21 protein-coding genes and 1 pseudogene are annotated in these 23,408 nt (G+C 47.6%); 4 read left to right on the top strand and 18 right to left on the bottom strand.

The features are described from left to right. The first annotated feature begins 97 nt into the window (after positions 1-97). The gene (locus tag C3B52_RS38075; protein ID WP_306418806.1) at positions 98-1,198 is read left to right on the top strand and encodes an ATP-binding protein; all 1,101 of its coding nucleotides are present in this window, start codon (positions 98-100) and stop codon (positions 1,196-1,198) included. Positions 1,199-1,280: 82 nt separating this feature from the next. After that, positions 1,281-1,649: an STAS domain-containing protein gene (locus tag C3B52_RS38065; RefSeq protein WP_306418805.1), complete on the top strand. Its 369-nt coding sequence runs from the start codon at positions 1,281-1,283 to the stop codon at positions 1,647-1,649. A 99-nt stretch (positions 1,650-1,748) separates the two neighbouring features. Here the strand turns inward: C3B52_RS38065 and C3B52_RS02330 are convergent, their stop codons facing one another. Next, entirely contained in the window at positions 1,749-2,444 is a 696-nt protein-coding gene (locus C3B52_RS02330) for an FHA domain-containing protein (RefSeq protein WP_103104468.1), read from the bottom strand. A gap of 186 nt (positions 2,445-2,630) precedes the next feature. After that, a complete protein-coding gene (locus C3B52_RS02325; protein ID WP_103104467.1) occupies positions 2,631-2,960 on the bottom strand; it encodes a cupin domain-containing protein in 330 nt (109 codons plus the stop codon). 191 nt (positions 2,961-3,151) lie between these two features. Here C3B52_RS02325 and C3B52_RS02320 point away from each other — a divergent pair, with 191 nt between their 5' ends. Then, positions 3,152-3,775, top strand: a complete 624-nt coding sequence (locus C3B52_RS02320) for a TVP38/TMEM64 family protein (protein ID WP_103104466.1) — start codon at positions 3,152-3,154, stop codon at positions 3,773-3,775. Between the two features lie 90 nt (positions 3,776-3,865). Here the strand turns inward: C3B52_RS02320 and C3B52_RS02315 are convergent, their stop codons facing one another. From C3B52_RS02315 to C3B52_RS02290, 6 genes are all read right to left on the bottom strand, one after another. Beyond that, the gene (locus C3B52_RS02315) at positions 3,866-5,509 is read right to left on the bottom strand and encodes a peptide ABC transporter substrate-binding protein (RefSeq protein WP_103104465.1); all 1,644 of its coding nucleotides are present in this window, start codon (positions 5,507-5,509) and stop codon (positions 3,866-3,868) included. Between the two features lie 20 nt (positions 5,510-5,529). Then, on the bottom strand, positions 5,530-7,347 hold the full coding sequence (gene ggt / locus C3B52_RS02310) for a gamma-glutamyltransferase (RefSeq protein WP_103104464.1): 1,818 nt from the start codon (positions 7,345-7,347) through the stop codon (positions 5,530-5,532). Next, positions 7,344-8,555, bottom strand: a complete 1,212-nt coding sequence (locus C3B52_RS02305) for a M20 metallopeptidase family protein (RefSeq protein WP_103104463.1) — start codon at positions 8,553-8,555, stop codon at positions 7,344-7,346. Before C3B52_RS02305 ends, ggt begins: the two co-directional genes overlap by 4 nt. Before the next feature lie 214 nt (positions 8,556-8,769). Beyond that, on the bottom strand, positions 8,770-9,675 hold the full coding sequence (locus C3B52_RS02300) for an alpha/beta fold hydrolase (protein WP_103104462.1): 906 nt from the start codon (positions 9,673-9,675) through the stop codon (positions 8,770-8,772). Positions 9,676-9,690: 15 nt separating this feature from the next. Continuing rightward, positions 9,691-10,653, bottom strand: a complete 963-nt coding sequence (locus C3B52_RS02295; RefSeq protein WP_103104461.1) for an ABC transporter ATP-binding protein — start codon at positions 10,651-10,653, stop codon at positions 9,691-9,693. Further along, positions 10,650-11,666: an ABC transporter ATP-binding protein gene (locus tag C3B52_RS02290; protein WP_103104460.1), complete on the bottom strand. Its 1,017-nt coding sequence runs from the start codon at positions 11,664-11,666 to the stop codon at positions 10,650-10,652. The genes C3B52_RS02295 and C3B52_RS02290 overlap by 4 nt, the downstream gene beginning before the upstream one ends. A gap of 92 nt (positions 11,667-11,758) precedes the next feature. Between C3B52_RS02290 and C3B52_RS02285 the strand changes: the two genes are divergently transcribed. Beyond that, the gene (locus C3B52_RS02285) at positions 11,759-12,667 is read left to right on the top strand and encodes a LysR family transcriptional regulator (RefSeq protein WP_164684672.1); all 909 of its coding nucleotides are present in this window, start codon (positions 11,759-11,761) and stop codon (positions 12,665-12,667) included. Here C3B52_RS02285 and C3B52_RS02280 read toward each other — a convergent pair. From C3B52_RS02280 to C3B52_RS02235, 10 genes and pseudogenes are all read right to left on the bottom strand, one after another. Then, positions 12,664-13,572 (bottom strand): ABC transporter permease, encoded by a 909-nt coding sequence (locus C3B52_RS02280; protein ID WP_103104458.1) that lies wholly within the window; start codon positions 13,570-13,572, stop codon positions 12,664-12,666. The two genes, C3B52_RS02285 and C3B52_RS02280, sit on opposite strands and share 4 nt — an antisense overlap. A 1-nt stretch (position 13,573) precedes the next feature. Further along, entirely contained in the window at positions 13,574-14,512 is a 939-nt protein-coding gene (gene nikB, locus C3B52_RS02275) for a nickel ABC transporter permease (RefSeq protein ID WP_103104457.1), read from the bottom strand. Beyond that, positions 14,512-16,188, bottom strand: coding sequence for an ABC transporter substrate-binding protein (locus C3B52_RS02270; RefSeq protein ID WP_103104456.1), 1,677 nt, complete (start codon positions 16,186-16,188; stop codon positions 14,512-14,514). The genes nikB and C3B52_RS02270 overlap by 1 nt, the downstream gene beginning before the upstream one ends. Before the next feature lie 324 nt (positions 16,189-16,512). Then, positions 16,513-18,012 carry a hypothetical protein gene (locus C3B52_RS02265; protein ID WP_103104455.1) on the bottom strand — a complete coding sequence of 500 codons (1,500 nt, stop codon included), beginning with the start codon at positions 18,010-18,012 and terminating at the stop codon, positions 16,513-16,515. A 283-nt stretch (positions 18,013-18,295) separates the two neighbouring features. Continuing rightward, positions 18,296-19,057: an SDR family oxidoreductase gene (locus tag C3B52_RS02260; protein WP_103104454.1), complete on the bottom strand. Its 762-nt coding sequence runs from the start codon at positions 19,055-19,057 to the stop codon at positions 18,296-18,298. 304 nt (positions 19,058-19,361) lie between these two features. Beyond that, entirely contained in the window at positions 19,362-19,973 is a 612-nt protein-coding gene (locus tag C3B52_RS02255; protein ID WP_235615574.1) for a GDSL-type esterase/lipase family protein, read from the bottom strand. Positions 19,974-20,023: 50 nt separating this feature from the next. Continuing rightward, a complete protein-coding gene (locus tag C3B52_RS02250; RefSeq protein WP_235615573.1) occupies positions 20,024-20,683 on the bottom strand; it encodes an ABC transporter permease in 660 nt (219 codons plus the stop codon). Positions 20,684-20,697: 14 nt separating this feature from the next. After that, positions 20,698-21,585 carry an osmoprotectant ABC transporter substrate-binding protein gene (locus C3B52_RS02245; protein WP_235615572.1) on the bottom strand — a complete coding sequence of 296 codons (888 nt, stop codon included), beginning with the start codon at positions 21,583-21,585 and terminating at the stop codon, positions 20,698-20,700. Positions 21,586-21,616: 31 nt separating this feature from the next. Next, positions 21,617-22,267, bottom strand: a complete 651-nt coding sequence (locus tag C3B52_RS02240) for an ABC transporter permease (RefSeq protein WP_103104452.1) — start codon at positions 22,265-22,267, stop codon at positions 21,617-21,619. 84 nt (positions 22,268-22,351) lie between these two features. Further along, positions 22,352-23,077: pseudogene (locus C3B52_RS02235) on the bottom strand (ABC transporter ATP-binding protein); the annotation flags it as partial. Between the last annotated feature and the right edge of the window lie 331 nt (positions 23,078-23,408).

The following is a 23,408-nucleotide window of genomic DNA, read 5'->3' as shown; positions in this document are numbered from 1 at the left end:
AGACAGGCAGTAGTGGCAATTAGGAAAAGGGAAAAGGTATATCTCAATCGAAAAAAGTATAGTAGCAAGTAAATCAGGGTGAAAGGAGAATGAGAAGATGGCAACTGAGGAAATGAAGCACCCTACAGAAGCAAATGATTTTCATCTGAATCAGCTGGCAGCAGTAGGACAAATTGCCGCAGGAATTGCTCATGAAGTGAAGAATCCGTTAACAGCAGTAAAGGGTTTTTTGCAATTGTTGAAGGAAGAACATAATGAAGGTTATTTAAACATTGCTCAAGCCGAATTGAATAATGCACTGTCAACCATTGAAGGATTACTGCATGTTTCAAAACCGGATTTAGATGACGAACCCCATCAACTCATTAAACCGGCTGCCGAACTAGAAGGTCTATTTACACTTTTTCAAGATCAATTATATCGGGTGAACATCCAGAGTAATTTTCGGGATGTAAACGCCATGGTCTATGGGAAAAAAAATCAAATAAAAAAAGCCCTTTTTAATTTATTGAAGAATGCATTTGAAGCCATACCAGACAAAGGAACCATAACTGTTGATCATTACGTAGAGGAAGAAAATGTGGTCATTTCAATTGAAGACACAGGGATTGGGATACCCAAAGATAAGCTGCGAATGCTTGGAACACCTTTCTATACAACGAAAACGGAAGGGACTGGGATGGGCTTAACTCAAGTTTTTTCTGTTTTTAAAAGTCACAATGCCATCGTGAATGTTGAAAGCTCAGAAAATCAAGGTACTAAGTTCATTATTAAAATACATATGGATAATCCGAACAAAATAATTGGAGTGAACGTTTTGGACTTGGAATATTTAGAAGGGTATGATTTTACAGTATTTTTAAAAGAAAACAAGCCAAAATTTGAGAATCGTTTATTACATGAAGCAGTGACCGTGAAGGATAAAATAGATGATATTTTAAGAGTAGGTAACATTGATCTCCTATCAAACGCCTATAAACTTGTTCTCTATGTCGTCGAGGGACGAGAGCACGAAATGATCTCCTTTGCCAAACAGGAAGGGATTGCCTGGGCGAAATATTCACTATCTCTCGCCTTTAAATTAGAATGGATTCAAACCGTTCGCAGAGTTCTGTGGGACTTCTTATATAATTTTGATCGATTAAATGGAACAGCAATTGATAGAGAGGAATTCTACAGACTTGAGAAAAAAAATTAATAATCTCGTAGATCAATTCCTTAATCATTTCTTTGTGAGTTATTCAGATTATAAAGATAGATTAATCCAATCCCAAAGAGAATTGGTCGAAGATTTACTTGTTCCGATTATCCCAGTAACTCCGTCGGTATGCATCTTGCCGTTAATCGGTAAAATGGATGAGTATCGCATGGAGACATTGGAGGATAAGGTTCTTTCTCATATTGGCTCGTCTAGGATCGATACCTTAATTATTGATTTATCCGGGGTGCTCCATATGGAACTACCCATCTTGAAGCACATCACAAATTTAATCAATGGAATGAGCATGATGGGATGTAAAACGGTCGTAACAGGATTACGCCCGGAGATCGTAAAGCAGATTATTCGCAGTGGTTTGGCGTTTGAGGAAAGAGTGATTGCCAAAGCTACTTTGGAGCAAGCATTGGATGATTTTTTAATCCGAAAATGAATACATGGGCTTCTGATTCATTCACCGAACGTGCGCGATAGTTGAATAAAGACAGTGCCAGTCTAAGACTTTATTTTTGAGTCCATGACTGGCACTGCTTTATTCCTCCCACATATAGCCGTAACGGGGGATTGTCGTTACTTTTTCCCCATATCTGCCTAGCCGTTTGCGCAAACGGTACACGAGTGCATTTATCTCTGTACGACCGACATCTGGCACATTTTTATCCGTACCTACGAGCCGCTCCGGCCAAATTAGCACCATGATTTCCTCATAGCTGACCGCCTGATTGGCGCGCTGGTACAGCAGCATGAGCAGGTCCATGTCTTTTCCGGTTAAATAGATGCGATTTCCATCCAGGCGGATTTCTCTGCGTTCAAGATTGATCACAAGACCCGCTGCCGCTGCTTTTGGATCAGCCTTTGATGTTAACGGGAATGAAAACTCTCTCGTTACATCCATCTCGCTTCCTTCGGCAAAGAAGATCAGCTCAACCACACCTTTTGCAAGACTTATCACATCGCCATGAAACAAAGGGTGGGGGGTCTGATGGACCGCAACTCCGTTGACCTCTGTTCCATGCTTGCTCTGCAAATCAGAAATCGTATATTGTTGACCAAACTTACGGATCACGGCATGCTTTCTGGACACATACGGACTCGAAAACTCAATGTCTGGCTTCAATTGGTTTCCTCTGCGTCCAATCGTGCTTTCATCTTTATGGAGGAATTTCCGTTTTTGCAGCTGCTCGGGATCTCCCTTTTTTATCAGCACATAAACTCCATCATCCAACATTCATCACCTCAAAAAGAGTTGGAGCCATCCTTTTCTATTTACATAACAAAATGGTGGATTAGTCAATCATTTTTTCATATAACAAAAAAGCCGTCAAAATTCAGGATCATGAAATGACCTGACCATGACAGCTGTCTATAATCGTTTTATTCCAGCAAGGAAGGTATTCCTGTCTGGGTAAATGCTTCATGAACAGATCTTGAGAGCAACCGCTTCTTGAGGCTCGATCGTCAGTACATGACAGACCCCATTTGGGATAAAGAGCTTGTATGCGACACCTTTTGGCACCACAATAAACTCGCCTGCTTCTACCCATATATTACGCTCATGGTACATCATCAGCAATCTTCCCTGAACGATGAAGAACAGCTCGTCCTTCTGATCGTTCTGTTGCCAGGCAAATTCACCTTGAAGCTTCTCCAGCTTGATCGCAGCGTCATTGAGCTCACCTACGACTGCGGAGCTCCATGTCTCCTGTAACTTTGAAAAATGCTGCGCGATGTTTACTTTTTCCATGATGATCCTCTCCCCTTTGTACCAAAGATAATACAAACCAAGGCTTGTTGACATAGCAGGGATCTCATAGATTTATGATAAGTCAGATCACAGAGCAATGATAAGATACAGATAATTAGAACAACAAAATAACAGTCGTATATAGAATGGCGGAAATAGAACAGAATGAATGAAGAGGAAAGGAGGGGCTCATGAAGACACGAATACTGCTTTGTATCTACGTTCTAGTTCTGATCTTCGGATTTTTTAACAGTAGTCGCATCATGTCATGGTTAACCAATCAGGATATGACCCTCCTGCCGTTTATGTTTCCCTTGTCTGTGTTTATCGGGTTATTTCCTGTTATTCCTTTTGGTCTTTTCGCAGGAATCATGGGCGCAAAATACGGCCCTTTTTGGGGTGCATTCATAAATTGGACGGGATCACTTGGCTCGGCGCTCCTGATGTTTCTATATGTACGATACGGCTACCAAAAGAAGGGGCGAGAATTTTTGGCGCGTTTTCAGCAATTAGATCGCTTTACCAGCGTTTTTGAACGGAATGCGTTCATGGCTGTTCTTTTTGCACGCCTCATCCCTATCATTCCTTCTCCTGCCATTACCATTTATTCTGCCATCAGCATGATTTCCGTCCTCTCATTTGCTCTCGCTACAGCTATCGGAAAAATTCCGACCATGCTCGTTTATTCTTTTTTAGGAGATCAAGTATTTACGGATGTTCGCCGGACCATCATAACCGTTCTCGTATACGCCAGCTTTATCGGAATCGCTTATATGATCTACCGCAAATGGCAGTCTCCTCGTGCGAAAAAATAATGCCGCCTCGTTTCTTAATTGAAAAAACGGCTATCTGTACAAAGACAAATTACCTTTGCGTACAGATAGCCGTGGTCGTGAAACACTCATTTACTCTCGTGTAGCCCAGCGAGCAATCGGATACAGTCCTAACGGATAGCTCAGTCCTTTTAAGCCAGGCTGAACTAGATAGTTTTGAGATGGAAAATATACAGGAATGAACGGCATGTCGTTCATCAGCATTTCTTCCGCCTGATGAAGCATTTCGTTGCGCTTGTTTGCGTCTGGCTCTACCGTTGCCGCAGCCTTCAGCTTCACGTACTCGTCATTTACCCAGGCAGTGTCTCCGGCAGCATCGCCTGAATATCGATCCAGTGAAAATACAGGATCATCGACAGCAGGAGTCCAGGAGCCGCGCGCCATCTGATAGTTTTTCTGCTTGAGGTTGGCGAGCTGCATTTTCAGCTCCTGGTTTTCCAGACGAAGGTCCACACCCAGATTTTTTTTGATCATCTCTTGTACCACCTGTGCGACCTGCTTGTTGGCATCAGACGTATTGTAGAGCAGTGTCGTTTCAGGGAAGGTCGTCCAGCCCTCCTCCTTCATTCCTTCCTCCAGCAAGCGCTTTGCTTCCTCTGGATTGTAGGTTACGTATTCCGGTTTTTCGGCACGGAAGTCTCCACCGGACGGCGTGCTCGCTCCTGGCGGCACCATCGCGTAGGCAGGAATTTCTCCGGCTCTTGTCACCGCCTCTGTAATCAGCTTACGATCAATAGCCAAAGCAAACGCCTGACGCACTTTTTGATTGGTAAACGGCGGCTTGCTCACGTTGAACAAATACATGTAGGTCCCAAACAAGGATTTCGTCTCCAGACCAGGATTTTGCTTTTCACTCGCTAATATATCCGCAGTCAAATCAGAAACCACATCGAGCTGTCCACCCTTGAACATTTGATAATACGTCGTTGCATCGCTGACCATTTTCCAGGTAACCTTTTGCATCGAGACGTCCTGCTTATTCCAATAATGCTCGTTTTTCTCGATGACGATCTCAGAATCATGCTTCCACGAGGTCATTTTGTACGGCCCATTGGTCACATACGAGCTGGCATCTGCCGCCCAGCTTGGATTGGCTTCCGCCGTTTTTTTGTGGATCGGAACGTAGTACTGGGTAGCCAGCAGCTTCGGGAAAAAGCTGGTTGGCGCTACCAGGTTGATCTCCAATGTTTTCGCATCCACTGCCTTGACCCCGACATCCTCTATCTTGCCAGTCCCCTTGTTGAACTCCTCTGCTCCTTTAATGTAATAAAGTCGGTATGCAGTCGTGGAGCCGACCTTTGGATCGAGATGCTGGAGAAAGGAATAAACAAAATCATCACTCGTAACAGGGTCTCCATTTGACCATTTGCCATTGTCTTGCAGGATAAAGGTATATGTTTTTCCATCCTCGGAAATTTTCACGTCCTTGGCAGCAGCGAGAACGGGCTCTCCCTTCTGGTCTTTCCAGTACAGCCCTTCAAACATATGGTTGATGATCCAAAATGACTGGATATCTGTGGACTTTACCGGATCGAGACTCGGAGGCTCTGACTTTGCGTTGAAGACGACTTCCAGGTTGGCGCCTTCTGTCCCTTTTTCGGTCTTAGCCTGTCCTTGTTCGGAATTGCCCGTATTCGCTGCCGGGCTTCCTCCGCATCCTGCCAACGCAGGCAATAGCAACGCGAACGATAAGATCAACGACGCAACTTTTTTCATGATTTTCCCCCTCGATACGATTATCGGGTGATGCTCTCTTGATCGTATTTATAGTAGCCTTGGGTAGCAGGATCTCCCGAATTGTCGGGTGTACCACTGCCCAGCAGATCTAGCAGATCTTTTTCCATCTGCGGCTGTTCCGGTGGCTTGCTGATCGTAAAGCGGACGCCATCGACACCCAGTACGGTTCCTTCGCGTGTATCGTCGGTTCCCCCGTACATGCTTTTGGTCGCAGCATCGTACAAAACTGCATGGACATCGCCAATGTATGGCTGGGGTGCCCTCTCCAAGGCATGTCCTTTTGCCACCAAGGCCCGCAGAACATCCGGTTCAAACCCATACTCCCACTCCACTTTCGGATAGGTACTGGAATATACACGCGGCGCGAGAATCGCCTGCTGAATCGGCAAGCCAAAGTCGATGACGCCCAAAATCACTTGAGCTACGGAAGCAATGATCGTCGTCGCGCCTGGTGAGCCGAGTGCCATGAAAGGCTCGTTGTCCTTTAAAACAAACGTAGGAGCCATGCTGCTCAGGCCTCTTTTTCCAGGCTCGATCTGATTGACACTCCCTGCTTCGGTTTGAAAAGCCACCCCATGATTTCCAAGCAAAAATCCATAGCCAGGTACCATCATTCCTGAGCCATAGACAGAGCCAATCGATGAAGTAAACGAAACCATATTGCCCCATCGATCAATGACAGAAAAATGGGTCGTTTGGGTCATCGTTTCGTCGCGCCCGCCACTCTCTGTGGCAGCTGGTCGCCTGCTCGTATCTGCTTCATATACCCACGGCTCGCCTGGCTCAACCTGCTTGGTTGCGGTCTCCGGGTTGATCAGCCTGGTGCGCTCGGACAAGTATTCAGGATGCAGGAGACCTGCCTTTGGAACAGGGCAAAAATCCTCGTCCGCCATATGCTTGGCCCGATCTGCGTAGGACAGATGCATCGCCTCCAGCAAATGATGCAAGTAGTCTGCGGACAGATGCCCCATGCTTTGCAAATCGTACGGCTCCAAAAGCTTCAGCATCTGAATCATGGTGATCCCACCGGAGCTGGAGGGGCCCATCGAAACAATTTCATAGCCGCGATACGGAGCACGGATCGGCTCTGCTTCTTTCACCGTATAGGCACGCAAATCCGCCATCGTCAATCTCCCGCCATGCTTTTGCACTTCTGCGACGAGAGCTTCCCCTACTTCTCCCTCGTACAGCACCTTCGCCCCGTGCGCCTTGATCAAACGCAAGGCTTTTGCCAAGTCAGGCTGCACCAAGCGATCGCCTTCGCGGATTGGCTCATTTCCTGGCATGAAGACCTGTTCAGTCGCCTCATACTTTTGAATGCGCCGAACTTCATTGGCGGTATACCTCTCTGTTGCCCAATTGACGTCAATGCCCTTCTCGGCCTGCTCAATCGCTGAATCTAGCACATCTGCGAGCTCCATGGTGCCGTATTTTTGCAGGGATGTTTCTAAAAGACGCAAGAGACCTGGTGTGCCAGGCGCATCTCCGCTGGTTGTAAACTCGAAAAACGAGAGCGGCTTGCCATCCTCATCCAGATGAAAATCGGGATTGGCGTTCATCCCCGCTGTTTCCCGTCCATCAAGGGCAATAATTTTATTCTGATCTTTCAGATAAATCATCATATACCCGCCGCCACCGATCCCTGACATATACGGCTCAGCAACGTTCAGCGAAAACTGGATGGCTGCCGCTGCGTCAACGGCATTTCCTCCCTGCTGCAAAATTTTGATGCCTGCCTCGGCAGCGAGCGGATGAGAAACCGAGACAATCCCCTGTGTGGCTTTTTCCATCGATGGATCAATCCCTGGCGTCGTCATAAGCCATGACTTCCTAAATAGCGCAGTGCAAAGGCTGATAGCATAGCGACACCGATGGGCAAAGCATCCTCATCGATGTCAAACATCGGGTGATGCAGTGGATATGTCGCATTTTTGGCTTCATTACCTGTACCGAGACGGAAAAATACTCCGGGAACATGGTGGGTGTAGTATGAAAAGTCCTCACCGCCCATCGACGGTTTGACCAGCTCATATTTGGATTCACCCAGCACGTGATCAGAGGTGGAAAGCAAAAGGTCAACCAGCTGATCGTCATTGATAATGGAAGGATAACCAAATCCGTATTCCAGCTCATAGGTGGCACCGAATGCCTCTGTTACGCCTTTTACAACGGTCTCGATACGTTTTGGCATCTGTTCCCGCAGAGCAGGATTGAGCGTTCGGACTGTGCCAGACAGCTCCACCTCTGCTGCAATGACATTGCTCGCCGTTCCCCCGACAATTTTGCCGATGGTAATGACCACGGAGTCTAGCGGATCTACCTGGCGGCTGGCGATGTGCTGGAGTGCCGAAATCACCTCGGCTGTCACCGTCACCGAATCAACCGTCTGATGGGGATGTGCTGCATGACCTCCGCGACCAATCACTTTAATCTTCAGCCTGTCTGAAGCAGCACATGAAACCCCGCGTGCTACCGTTACCTGCCCTGGCTTCAAACCAGGATATACATGCAGTCCTGCCATCGCCTGAATGCCAAAGTCGCGCAACAGACCATCCTCGATCATGGCTTTGGCTCCTGCGAGTCCCTCCTCAGCCGGTTGAAACACAAAGGCAACATTCCCTTTTTCCGGACGATAGTGCTCCGTTAAAAATGTCGCTGCTCCCATCAAAATGCTTGTATGAGCATCATGACCGCAGGCGTGCATCTTCCCGTCTATGCCTGAGCGATAGGCGACAGTCTTTTGATCGTGGATGGGCAAAGCGTCCATATCGGCGCGTAACCCGATGGTTGGTCCCGGCTCTTTTCCCCGGAGAATTCCTACTACGCCTGTGCGCCCGACACCCGTTTTTACTTCCAGCCCCAGACTTCTTAAATGCGCAGCCACGATTTGCGAGGTTCGTGTTTCCTCATACCCTAGCTCTGGATGCAAGTGGAAATCACGCCTCCAGGCAATGATCTGTTCTTTTGCAACACTCGCCTTTTTGAGAATATCTGACGTTTGATAGAGCTCTGAAATATTCTGCATATGCGTCCTCCTCAGGCCAAGCTATTTTTGGATGTATTTTGGAATTTTTCTTTAGTGACATTTTATTGCAATAAAGAGTGTGTTTCAATCAATTTTTAATTTTCAAAAAATAAACACCCCTTTTTCGGGATGCTACGAGTCTTTGAATAGCAGCAGAGGTCAAAAACAACTCTTTTGTTTCTGCCCCCTACTGCTCTACGTATTCGAATGGATACTACACTGGCTGTTCTGCCGTTTCGTGAATCCGGCGCAGCACAAAGTCTTTTACGATAGAAATGTAGTGCGCATGCTCATCCTTGACCACACTATGACTGCTCTGTTCAAAAATGACCAGCTCGCTTTGCGGGATCAGCCCAGCAATTTCTTCTGAATCCTCCACAGGCGTAATCCAGTCATGGCGCGCTCCCATCACGAGAGTTGGTGCTTGAATCGAGGGCAGCTGCTCACGCAAGTCAAACGTTCGCAGAAATCCGCCAAAGCCTTCATTCAGCGCTTGATAGGATCTATTGGCGCGGGCACGGGCATCCTGAGCGAATTGCCGTTCTGCCTCTGTCGGTGCTGCATTGTGCGTCGTCGAGTACAACGGCGCCATCAGCTCATAAAAAAGAGTCAGTTCTTCTTTGGAGGAAAAGGCACCTTCCCATAATACTTTAGCGATTGCCTTCATTTCGGGTGTACCTTTTTCTTCAACAATTCTTTTTGCCTTTTCGATAAACTCATGACTGGGGGATGTGGTTAGAAGCAACAAACCTGCGACATTCTGCGGGTAGCGCAAAGCATAAGCCTGCGCCACCATCCCACCATACGAATGACCGTGCAGAACGATTTTCTCCAGCCCCAAGTACTCACGCAAGGCCTCGATGTCTTCCACATTATTTTCAAGTGAATACGATTCGCTGGGTCCTACAGCAGAACGACCGCTTCCCCTGTTGTCGATGTAGACAAGCTGCATAATCTCAGAAAGAGGAGACAAGCCAGGCTTGTACCCCGTATGATCGCCGCCAGGTCCTCCATGCAACACAAAGCAGGTTGGCTTTTTCCGCAGGATCGGTCCATCCGGTACCCACCCCACTCCTTCGACATCAAAAAATATACGTGTTCCATTGATTCGGGCATACATACGCTTTCTCTCCTTTTAGGAATGATAGAGATGACATTTCACCATCTGCCCATTCACTATCGTTTCTTTTGGCTCCTCTGATCTGCATATATCCATGCAAGCATGACAGCGCGGATGAAACCGGCAGCCTTTTGGCGGATTGGCTGGTGAGGGCAAGTCACCCTGTAACAAGATTCTTTCTCTTTTTTCGTCAGGATCTGAAATTGGGATCGCGGAAATGAGTGCTTTCGTGTAAGGGTGCAGCGGATTGCGAAAAATCTCTTCTTTTGCAGCAAGCTCGACGATTTCACCCAAATACATGACGGCTACCCGATCCGAGATGTGCTCGACTACGCCCAAGTCATGGGAGATGAAAATATACGTCATGCCAAACTGCTCCTGAAGGTCCTGCAGCAAATTCAAAATCTGCGACTGAATGGACACGTCAAGTGCGGAAACAGGCTCGTCAGCCACTATGAGCTGCGGGCGCAGCATGAGCGCACGAGCAATCCCGATCCGCTGCCTTTGTCCTCCCGAAAATTGGTGTGGATACCGCTTGAGATGAGAGGGATTCAGACCAACAATCCGAATCGTCTCTTCTATTAATTCAGCTCTTTTCGCTTTCTCTACCTGCTGGGCGATCAGTGGCTCCTCCAAAATGCTTTGGATCGTCCGCTTCGGGTTTAAGGTGGCAAAAGGGTCCTGAAAGACGATCTGCAATTGGCTTCTCATCTTGCGCATTTGTTTTCCAGTCAGCTTGGTCAGATCCTGCCCGCGAAACCATACCTCTCCTGCTGTTGGTTCCAAAAGACGAAGCAGACAACGACCTGTCGTCGATTTGCCGCAGCCTGATTCTCCGACGATGCTAAGCGTCTCCCCTTCGTACACCGTCAGGTTGATCCCATTCACGGCTTGTACAAAGGATGTCGGCTGTAACCATCCGCTTTTTGCAGCGAAATGCTTTTTTAGCCCTTTTACCTCCAGGATAGGCTTGCTCAAATTGCGTCCCTCCCTTCCGCTGCTTCTTCTGTCGCAATCGGTTCATGCAGCCAGCATCTGCACTCCGAGCCATCCTTCATCTTTAAAAGTGGCGGATTTTGCGTGTGGCAGATCGGTTTCGCTTCCTGGCATCGGGGCGCAAATCGACAGCCCTGTGGCCACTCTCCGGGAGAAGGCACATTGCCGGAAATGGCGTACAAACGCTTCTTTCCTCTCGCATTATGGGGAACGGCCTGGATCAGTCCCATCGTATACGGATGCTTCGGATGGCGGAGTAGCGTACGTACATCGGCCGACTCGATAACCTGCCCAGCGTACATGACGAGTACCCGATCGCACATCTCCGCTACCACACCCAGATCATGAGTAATGAGCATGACAGACATCCCTGCCTTTGCGCGCATATCACGAATCAAGGTAAGCATCTGCGCCTGGATCGTCACATCCAGAGCAGTGGTCGGCTCATCCGCGATCAATAGCTGCGGATGACATGCCATCGCCATCGCGATCATCACTCGCTGTCTCATCCCTCCGGACAAGCGATGCGGATACTCTCCGAATATATCCTGCGCACGAGGGATGCCAACCTGGGCGATCAGCTCGATCGTCCGTTTTTTTCGTTCCTCCCACCCTAGTGGTGTATGCAGCTGAAGCACTTCTCCGATTTGTCTGCCAATCGTAAGCACCGGATTGAGTGAGGTCATCGGCTCCTGAAAAATCATCGCTAGCCGATTGCCACGGATTTTGCGCATCTCTTTTTCTTCGAGGGTGAGTAAATCTTTCCCCTCAAATTCGACCTGCCCGCTAACTACTCTTCCGTTTTTCCCTAGCAATCGCATGATTGAGAGAGAGGTCACGCTTTTTCCACACCCGGATTCGCCGACAATTCCCAGGGTCTCTCCTTTTTTCACGAGTAAATCAACGCCGTCTACGACCGTCACAGACGTATTTTTTCTGCCGATAAATTGCGTGGTCAAGCCTTTTACTGATAGAACCGGCGGTTTCCCCTCCATCTGGTTCCTCCTATCCGCATTCACGTATGCTCCATTGTGTTATACTTTACGCCGAAACAAAATATCAAACTATTCTGAAAGGGGTTCTTGTCATGAATATGGATAATATTGAGGCATTTCTTTATGCATTCCAGCTTGGTAGTTTCAACAAGGCAGCTGAAGCGCTTTATTTGACCCAGCCTTCGGTCACTGCGAGAATTCAATCACTGGAACGGGAACTAGAAGGCCCCTTGTTTCATCGGGATGGAAAGCAAATTACCCTGACCGAGCGCGGGAAGCAATTTCTCCCGTACGCACAAAAAATACTGCAAGCCTACCAAGAAATTTCTACTACGCTCTGCGCACAACCCGTCTCCGCAAAAAATCTAACCATCGGCTGCACACTGCTTATGTCGACCCATATTCTCCCAGAAATTCTTCCTATTTATCGAGAAAAATACCCTGGTGTCAATTTGCGAATTCTTGTCGGGTCCTCTGCCTACGTCATGGAAAAAGTCTTGAGTAAGGAAGCAGACTTCGGTCTCGTTCGTACCGTTTCACATCCGCTGATTGATTCTTATCATTTGCATACAGATACGCTGCGGCTTGTCGTCCCTCCCCACCATCCATTCACCACCTTGCCACCAGGCAAGCTAAATTGGTCGATGGTGGGACGGGAACCGCATATCGTCCTTGCACACGGTACGATGGAGTGGCTGATGGTGCAGCGGCATTATCATCGGAATCAGATTCATCCTCACATTATGATGGAGGTTGACAATTTTGAGGCTGCCAAAAAGATGGTGATGCGTGGAGTAGGAATCAGCTTTTTGCCACAGCTGTGCATGCAGGAGGAGCTGGCAAACGGGCTTCTCCATGAGATTTCCCCCAAGCCCCTCGCACAGCTCACGCGCAAAATTGAAATCATTTGCTTGCGTGAGGCAAACCGCGATCTCGTCGAGTTTTTTATTCACGCAGTCAAAGCCATGGATCGCAAGCTGCCGCTGACAAAAAGTATTTAAGCTGATTTCGGGTCAAAAATGTCCCGCAGGGCATCCCCTAAAATATTGACGGTGAAAACGACGACCGTAATGGCCAAGCCTGGAAAGGTTGCCAGCCACCAGGCATCATGAATATACTCTTTTCCTTCGCTGAGCATCGTCCCCCATTCTGGCGTGGGGGGTTGTGCTCCCAGTCCAATAAAGCTGAGGGCAGCTGTATCCAGGATGGCAATTCCGATTTGCAATGTCGTATACACAAGAAGTGGACTCATGATATTGGGCATGATCTGAAACAGAAGAATTCCGGCCCCAGACGTTCCTACAGCTCGACTTGCTTCCACATAACCCGATGCCTTGACAGACAGCGTCGCGCCGCGAGTTAGTCTAGCGTATTTGGGAATTCCGGCAATACCGACTGCAATCATCGCATTCGTCAGGCTTGGTCCTAGAATCGCCACAATCGCCATCGCCATGATGATATTCGGAATCGCCAGCAAAATATCCATGATCCGCATCAGCACCTGATCAACCATTCCCCCGACAAATGCGCTGGTTACTCCGATAAAGGTACCGGTAAAGAATGTGATCGATACAGCCATAACCGCGACCATGAGCGTTACCCTCGCTCCATGCAGAAGCCTGGACAAGACATCACGCCCAATCGAATCGGTACCGAGCATGTGATCCGATGTGGGACCGCTCAGCAATGCTTCATAAAATGGTTGCGTCGGATCATGCGGTGCCAGCCACGGTCCAACAATCCCGACCGCAATCACGATGAGCAAAATCCCCAAGCTGTAACGTGCCTTCCGATTGCGCCAGAGCTTTTCGAGCAAGCTATCTTCGCGAATCCACGTCGTCTTGCCCGTTTCTTTTTGCGAGGGTGCCGGAGGAATCGAAGGCAGGGCAGGCGTTGCTTGACTCATCTTACGTCCCCTCCTTTGGCTGACCGACTTCGATACGCGGATCAATGAAGCTGTACAAAATATCGACCAATATATTGATCAGGACAAAGATAACCCCGATGAACAAAATGATGCCCTGAACAAGTGGGAAATCACGGGAGGCAATCGCACCGATCGCGAGCGAGCCCAGACCCGGCCAGTCAAAAACACGCTCAATGATCACGGTTCCTCCCAGTAATGATGCGATCTGCAATCCCACGATCGTCACTACCGGAATCATCGCGTTGCGAAACGCATGGATGAAAAGGACTGCCCCCTCTCCTAGCCCTTTGGCACGAGCGGTGCGTATGTAGTCAAAGGAAAGCACCTCTACCATCCCGGCGCGTGTCAATCGACTGATGACCGTCGAGGCCAGGACGCCAAGCGTGACTGCCGGCAGCACAATATCCTTTAGTCCGATTCCTCCAGCAATCGGAAGCCACCCCAGCTTGACTGTAAACAACATGATCAGCAGGATGCCCAGCCAAAAGCTCGGAATCGAAACACCTAATGTAGCGAGACTCATAGCTGAAAAATCAAGGAAGGTGTCTTTGAATCTAGCTGCGATGATTCCCATCGTAATACCAATAATGATTGCTAGTAGCATTCCGCTTGCTGCCAGCTTGACGGTAGCTGGAAAGCGCTCCAAAATCTCTGTGAGGACGGGACGTCCAGTTTTGAAGGACGTCCCCAAATCCCCTTGTAGCACTCCCGCCGCATAGTGAAAATATTGTGTAAGCAGCGGCCTGTTCAGTCCCAATTGCTCACGAAGCGCCTGTACTTGCTCAGCTGTCGCATTTTCTCCCAGCATGATGCGAATCGGATCACCCGGAATGAGATGAATCAGCGCAAAGGAAAAGATCGAAATGCCGATGAGTACAATCAAACCTGTACCGAGGCGTTGGATAATAAATTGCTTCATTATTGATTCACCCAGCTATCCTGATACATCAGCCCACGCAATGGATGAACGCGTACACCTTCGACCGGCTTACGTACGACGTTGAATTGTTTTTCTGTGTATATGGGAATCCACCACGCTTGTTCCACGACGTACTTTTGAACTTCCTTGTAAACTTCCTTGCGTGCGACACTGTCTACGGTCGTTCTTCCCTTGACCAACAGTTCGTCTAGCTTGTCGTCTTTTACCGCACTGAAGTTCAGACCGTTCGCTATTTGACTGGAATGCAGGAACAGGTAGAGAACATCCGGGTCATTGAGCGTGTAGCCCATCAGTGTCATGTCATAGTTTCCTTTTGTCGCAGTATCCACGAGCGCACCCCATTCCAGTGTGACGATTTTCAGTTCCACACCAATATCCTTGAGCATCGCTTGAATGATTTGCGCCGCCTGTGCCCATGTACCCGTTTGCGCCAAAATCTCCAGCTTGAGCGGCTTGCCGTCCTTTTCATAAAAGCCTTGTGCGTTTTTCGTATACCCTGCCTTTTCCAATAGTGCCCGCGCCTCGTCCGCCTGATATTTGTAGCCGTATTCCTGCACAGCTTCATCGTAGCCAAACAAAGATGGAGGCAACGGTCCATAAGCAGCAACGCCTTCTCCTTGAATCACCGCTTTCATGATCGCTTCTTTGTTGATTGCCTTGTTCAGCGCTTGTCTCACTTCCAGCTCTGTGAAGACTGGTCTGCGTGTGTTCATCATCACATATAGGCCAAGACCGTTGCGCAGCATTTCCTTAACCTCGTATTGCGGATTATCCTTGTATTTCTTGACATCCTTCGCTTCGATTTTGCTGGCGATATCGATTGAGCCGCTTTCCAATGCAGCCAGCATCGTCTGATTTTCATTGATGAATTTATAAATGAGCTTGTCCGGGTAGGCTGGCCCCTGGTTTTTGGCAATCGGATCAGCCCACGCGTAATCTTCATTGCGGACAAACGAGATGCTTTGACCATTTTCCCAGCTCTCAAATTTCCACGGACCAATCCCGACGGGCTGACGTCCGTATTTGTCTCCTGCTTTTTTGATCGCTTCCATTGATAGTGGCTGTAGCCAGCCCGGATCACTCAAATATTGCAATAAGGGCGCAAAGGGCTGCTTTAATTTCAGGATGAGTGTCTTGTCGTCCGGTGCTTCTACGGACGCTACCTCGGATAAGTTGCTTCCTGCTACCTTTGCCGCTGTTTCTGGATTCAGCGCACGTTGATAGGTGTCTGCGAACGATTTGGCTGTCAGAGGTGTCCCATCGTGGAACTTCACCCCGGAACGAATGACGAAATTCCAAGTCTTCCCATCCTCGGAGACCGTCCAGCTCTCAGCCAGATACGGCTTAAACTCCAATGTCTCCGGATCTTGCGTAACCAGCCCGCCTCCGAGATTCCCTGCGATTTGATTCGCAACTGCCATCCCCGTTTTCTGAATGTCCAGCTGATCGGGCTCGTCCTTAATAGCAATAGTGAGCGTGCCACCTTTTTTCGGCTGCAGGTCTGTTGTCGCGTCTAGCGGCTTGGCTGGCGCATCTGTGCCCGTCCCTGCTCCGGGTGCAGCCGTATTCGCTCCACATCCGGCCAAAAGTGATGCTGACATGGATATAGCCGTTGCCATTGTCAGCATTTTTTTGATAGTTGTCCCTCTACCCATATTGCTCGCCCCCTGAGATAAGGATTGATTTATTTACGAATACACTATCATTTTTTAGAAAATTTTGATTATCAGACATTTCTATAAGGTATAGATGATTTGTGGTGGTGGCAGGTCGAGCGGCTGTGGTGGGGAGGAAAAAGGAGAAAACGCTGCAGATTCTTGGAACACTTGCATCGGGGATTCCGTCAGCTTTTTAAGTGAATCTTATGAGCCATGCTTGAGTGCATAATTATTCGTATATAATCCAGTGGGGGGCTACGCATAAAAAAAACAATCTTGATCTCACTAATCGTGAGAATCAAGATCGTTTTAGAATAGGTGTTACTCTTTGTTTAAATTGATGAATATCTGAAACTCATAATAAGGTTCTTCATATGACAACGTTACAATATTATCTCCAACTACAGCTTCTTGGGTTGTGTTCTTCTCTAGTAATTCCTCAAATGCTTGCTCGTACCACTTTGTATATTTATCAGGAATTGGACGCTCTTTAATCGTGCTATTGTAAAAAGAAGCTATTTTCCACATCCTGTCAAAATATATATCAAGATCTAGCTCAGACACCTTTTTATGTATCTGCATCTTGGCTGATTTCACATTATCATCCCGCCCAGTCACAGTGAGAATTACATCATTACGTGCCGTTTTTCCTGTCATGACTGGTCTTCCTTTTTCATCCTTTTCTTTCAAAAATATCATTTTCCGCCTTATATATGGACTCCCATCCGTTAGTGTATACTCTACGTCTTTATCAAATAACTCAAATACACTACGTGTAATCCCGATCCCTTGATAGGGAGTAAGAGGGAATGTCGGTATTCCGGATTTTTCATCCTCTGTTTTTGATTTATCATGAATTACACTTAGTTCAATTGCTTTCAGCTCATCATCATATTTCCAATCATAGTGCTGCCCTTTGTAACTAACGTGCCCTGCTTTCCCTTCCACTTCCTGAACTTGTTTGAACGATTTCGTGATCCATTGCAAATGCTCTTCATAATACACATCAGGCATAGCAGTTTGTAGGAAGGCAATAAATCCAATCATACTCTTCATGGCTGCCTTCGAATCGTTTTTTTGATAATAAGTTAATGAAACCTTCTTTAGCTGTTGATTATACGTAATGGCTTTAACAGAAAGCAATCCATCTAGGTCCCGAGCTGAAATCACTTTTGTATTAGGAGTAATAGCTTCCTCGTTCCAGGTAAAATTGTAAAAATCAGTTCCTAGCTGCTTTTTCATTTCCGTTAGTGAAATATTTACTGTTTCTTTCGTGCTATATAACTGATCTACCAAGGCAGCAGCCATTTCTGGATCATCAGGCTTTTGTTTATTATCTGCATACTCCCAGGTAGATTCTCCAACTACAGGTTCACCTGTTAAAAAGTTATTCATTTCAAAGCTTGTTTTTACACTTTCCGTTTGGCTTTGTTCACTATACGGCGGGAAATGAAACTCTCTCAATCCACCGCCGGCATCGTACTTGATTTTTATCCAATTATTTTCAGGCTTTGTTTCCACGATTTCATATTTAATTTCACTATTTTTCCCTTCCCCTACCCATGTAACAATGTCCTTTGCAATAAAATAATGGGTATCCGGAATATCAGGATCTTTCGACTTTTCAATCCAGTGACCAAGGATTCTGTTTTCCGGTTTACTTGCTGAATTTGAACAAGCAACCAGTAAAAAACAGTACATCATACATACAATAATAAACAGGAACTTCCTCACAAGCTTTCCCCTCTCCATAGCATTTCCAGCAATATCGACTGTCGAAAAAAAAGAAAGAATGGCACCAAAATGATTCTTTCGGGCCACTCTTTTACAAATTATGCCTTACTCAGAATAAAAGATTATCAATTCGTCAACAAGGATAATCATTCGACAATAAATTACAAAAGCAGCTGTTAAGTGCAATTTAACAAGGGCGTGCCCCAAAACAAGCGAGTGGAACAACCAAGCTGACTTGAAAAAAGGAGAAAGACGCGAAGCTCTTTGGGGCACATCCATGGAACCGTGCAGGGATGACCTCCTGGCCAGTGACCCAAGAAGCTGGAGAGCTTTCTTCACTAGAACATGCCCTTCATGATCCACTAGATGGTCAGACTGTTGGTCCCCCGCTGACATAAATGATTTGACCGGACACATAGCTTGCTTCCTCATTCACCAAAAACGAGACAACATTTGCGATATCCTCCGGCTTTCCAGCTCTGCGCAAAGGAATCTGGGCAGCACTTTCCTTTTCAAATTCCTCAAAGCTGACACCGATTCGTCTGGCGGTCTCCTTGGTCATATCTGTGGCGATAAACCCCGGAGCAATTGCATTCACATTTATGTTGAAGGGACCAAGCTCAATCGCAAGCGTCTTGGTAAAGCCTTGCAAGCCTGCCTTGGCTGCTGAATAGTTCGCCTGACCACGACTCCCCAGAGCAGATATGCTCGAAAGATTCACGATTTTCCCATAGCGCTGCGAAACCATATGCTTTTGGACACTGCGGCTCATTAAAAAGCTGCCTTTCAAATGAATGTCCATCACCGTGTCCCAATCATCCTCAGACATTTTGAACAGCAAATTATCCCGAATGACCCCTGCATTGTTCACCAAAATGTCCAGACCACCAAAGTGATTCACAAGCGATGTAACGGCGCTTTCAACCTGAGATGCATCTGCAACATCACATGCGAGACCGATGGCTTCTCCTCCTGCTGCCTGAATCTCGGAAACCGTCTCCGCAGTAAACTCCTCTTTCAGATCAAACACCCCGACTTTGGCTCCATCACTTGCCAGCCGTTTAGCTGTTGCCGCTCCAATCCCTCGTCCCGCTCCTGTAACGATTGCTACCTTCCCTGCTAATTTGCTCATGTAAGCCTCCTTTTTATTTCGTTAGAAACCCGGTTACGCCAGTGTTGATGGAACATTCAGAAAAAAGTTACCATATAGGATCGCGCTGTGCCATGTCTTCCACAGAATTCATAATAGGGTTCGCCTCCTGTACCGCATCATTCTCCGCTTACGTGCTTGTATCTTACTAGTTTAAATGAAAACTGTTTCGTTTTGAATGGCTTTCCTCCCGCTAGGGGTCACTGCCTAGCCTTCAGAAGATTTCTGAACAAAAAAAGCCTGATCTCAGTGATCAGACCTTTCCTTTTGTTATGAGCACGATGTATCAGCTCGTTACCGCTGCTTGCTTCATCAGGCTCTCAGCTATTGCCTGGGCAATTCTCTTATGCCCTTTTTCATTGGGATGTAAGCCGTCAGTACCCTCGTAAAAGCTGTGGTCTACCTTCCCTTCCGCATTCAGGAAAAGGTCTTGCAGACTGACAAGCATCCATCCATTCGTTTGCGCCATCTTTTTAAGCTCGATGGCATAGATTGTTCCTGATTCCCGCAGCTTTTCGTAGCCGCCGATGGGCTCCCAAACGGTGTTTGCATCAATATTCTGATGGTTAAAGCCCGCACTCGATATCCCGATGATCGGGGTAATTTGATAATGCAGCGCTTGTTTGACCATAGCGTAAACGTTGGCCAGCATCACATTAATCGGCACATTCCACCACATGTCGTTGCCTCCACCCATGATCAGTACATGAGAAGGGTTTTGCATGATAACATCAGGGTAATATCGCCCCAGCATACCCGCCGTTGTATCGCCGGAAATTCCTTTGTTTACAACCTCTATGCCAAGCTCGGTTTGCAGCAAAGCAGGCCATGCCGCCACTTTTTTCACACCGAAGCCTTCCGTCAGACTGTCCCCCAAACAAACGAGCTTTTGGATCATGAGACCCCTCCTTATGTTCACTTCGCTCAAGCCTTAAACATGGCTGTTGCTTATTTTTGCGTCTTCACAGTATGCATGCGATAGCCAGCCTTTTTCTCAATCAGACCGAGCAGCATATCGACCAGAATAACCAGGAGCGCTGCTGGAATAGCCCCTGCCAAAATCTTTTGATCGTCAGTTGTAGAGATTCCACGCATGATCATCTCACCCAGGCCGCCAGCTCCGACAAACGTGGCAATCGTGGCAGCACCGATGGAGACGACAGACGCAACTCGAACTCCTGCCAAAATGATCGGTAGAGCCAGCGGAAGCTTCACTTTCGTTAACAGCTGCATCGGGGTCATCCCCATCCCTGTTCCTGCTTCAACCAAATTCTTGTCCACATTTTCCAGTCCTGCATACGTATTTTGAATGATCGGCAAGAGAGCGTACAACGCAAGTGCGACAATCGCTGTACTGTACCCCAAGCCCAAAAAGATCATGATGATGAGTAGAAGCGACAGAGACGGGATCGTTTGGATGATGTTGATAATCGTCTGGATGACCGTAGCCACTGTTCGATTTCGCGTCATGAATACCGCCAGCGGCACGCCTGCAAGGATCGCGATCAAAATCGCGCTGACACTCATGTAGAGATGCTCTCCCGTCAGCTCCAAAATTTGCGTCCAGTACTTCGCCATATAGCCGATCGTCCCAACAAACAATTCCAAAGCCAGCACCTCCTTTATTCCTTGATCAAGCCTTGCTCTACCAGAAACTTTTTGGCGATATCTGCTGGATCAAGCTTTTCGATGTCGGCTTGATAGTTTAAGGCGGTCATCGTTTGCGTATCTATTTTTCCAGTCAATTTGTTGATAAGCTCTTCCAGCTGCGGATACTGTTTCAACGTATCGTTGCGAACGACTGGCGATGCACCATACGGTGGGAAAAAGTGCTTGTCGTCTTCCAGCGTCACGAGGTTGTACTCTTTCAGGCGTGAATCTGTAGAATAAGCGAGGACGATATCCACATCTCCTTTATCGACGGCCTTGTAAACCAACCCGATGTCCATTGGCGTTGTTTTCCCGAACTCAAAGCCGTATTCTTTTTTGAAGGCTGGATAACCGTCGTTCGTTCTCTCCAGCCACGGTGCGTCAGACGCCATGTTCATGTCTTTTGCATGTGCTGTGAGGTCGGAAATTTTTTTCAGATTGTACTTCTCAGCAACATCCTTGCGAACGGTAAAAATATACGTATTATCAAAGCCATAGGATGGGAACCACAGCTGGTCAAACTTTTCCGCCACCCCGTTTTTAACCAGATCAAATGCTTCCTGTGGGTCTTTACTGAACTCATTTAAACCCAGACTGCTGGTAAGATCTGTCCCAACGTAGCGAATCGCAGAAATCTGGATGTCGTTGTTCTGCATCGCCTTGAGCACGACCGGCGTTCCTCCGAGGCCACCGACCAGCTCCGTCTTGATGTCGGAATTCGCCTCAATCAGCTGCTTCAGCATTTGTGCGATAATCGTCTGCTCCGAAGTAGCCTGATGCCCAATTTTGACTACGTTCCCTCCACCGCCGCAGCCTGCTACGAGTAATGCGGTAATCACTACCATAATGATGCTACTCATCCATCTATATCTCATTTTGTGTGCTTCCCCCTTAATTTGCCCGCTTGCTTCTCAAGCCTTTTGGCGTACATAATTTCTGAATTTTCTGTGTAATAAAATCAGCGACAGTTGCGAGCAAAGCAGTCGCTATTGCTCCAGTCAACAGCATGCTGTCATTTGCCACTCCGAGACCTGTAAAGACAAGATAGCCTAATCCGCCGCCGCCAATAACAGCAGCTAGTGTAGCCCAGCTAATCGTAAAAATCGTAGCCGTGCGAAATCCACCCATGATAATCGAAAGAGCCATAGGCAGCTCAACCTTGAACAAGATTTGCAGGCTCGTCATGCCCATTCCTCTCGCTGCTTCTTTTAGAGCTGGGTCCACCTCTCGAATGCCTGTGAACGTGTTGCGCAGCATAGGCAGTAGAGAATAGAGGAACAAGGCAACTATGGCAGGAATGACCCCAATTCCGAGCAAGGGAATCATAAGGCCCAGGAGCGCCAGACTCGGGATCGTCTGCAAAATGTTTACGAACCCAATCACGTATTTGTTCAGCTTTTCTGTTCGAGTCAACACAATGCCGAGTGGAACAGCAATCAAAAAGCCTGCGATGACAGCGATGAAAGAAATATAGGTATGCTCCCAAGTCAGGGACAAAATTTGTTCATGTCTTTCTGTTACGAATTGAAAGAAATCACTCATCGTCTCACCCCGCTATTACGAAATACTCCATCGTGGTGGAAGCGTCGCTTTTTTGGAACCTTGCCCGGGCAGCTCCTGCACCTTGCGCAGACGCTTCACACCGATAAAATCGGCTACAAATTCATTGGCAGGCCGCTGGAGCAAACGGTTCGGTGTATCCAGCTGCACGACAGAGCCGTTATTCATGATGCAGATGCGATCCGCAATTTTGATCGCCTCATCCATGTCATGTGTCACAAACACGATCGTTTTTTTGATCGTTCGCTGCAGCCGGACAAGCTCATCCTGCAGCTGCTCTCTGCTGATCGGATCGAGTGCGCTGAACGGTTCATCCATCAAAATAATTGGCGGATCAGCCGCCATCGCCCGAATGACACCCACACGCTGCTGCTGCCCTCCGCTCAGCTCGGCTGGATAGCGGTCCTTGAACACCTTTGGATCAAGCCCTACCATGTCTAGCAGCTCATCTACATTTTTCTCGTACTGCGCTTTTTCCATCTTTTTCAGCTTCGGCACCAAGGCAACGTTTTGCCCAATGGTCATATGGGGAAATAGCCCAATCTGCTGAATGACATACCCGATATTGCGGCGCAGCTCCACCGGATCGGCTTTGGAAATATCAGCCCCGTTGATGTCAATTCTCCCAGCAGAAGGCTCGATCAAGCGATTAATCATTTTCATCGTCGTAGTCTTTCCACAACCGCTGGGTCCGATCAGAACAAACAGTTCCCCTGCTTCGATTTGAAGATCCATTCCTTTGATAATGGACACATCCCCGATGCTCTTTGCCACGTTGTGAAAGGCAATCATTCGCAACACCTCTTCTTTTCTCGAAAGTGATTTATGAACAGAAAAAAGTCGACACACCGCTCGCGTCTGGAGGCCATCCGGGACGAAAGCAAATGAGTCGACTGATCTCGTACATACATATATAGATAAATAAGCTTGATTACATGCGAGCCTGCGCTCAGGAAAGAGCAACAGTCAAATCGCACGCAAAATAAGCGAGTGCAACGAAATGTATGCAATATCTGCTTTAGCTGACGGGTAGGATGGCAGGTAGCATCCCTTCTGAATGCACAGAATTAACCCCAAGAGTGGTTCCCCCGTTTCCGTTTGTCACGGAACTAGGCCCGATATG

The sequence above is a fragment of the Brevibacillus reuszeri genome (assembly GCF_002897295.1).
GTDB lineage: Bacteria > Bacillota > Bacilli > Brevibacillales > Brevibacillaceae > Brevibacillus > Brevibacillus reuszeri_A.
Note: the sequence above shows the minus strand (reverse complement) of the source record. Positions and strands in the feature narration are given on the sequence as shown.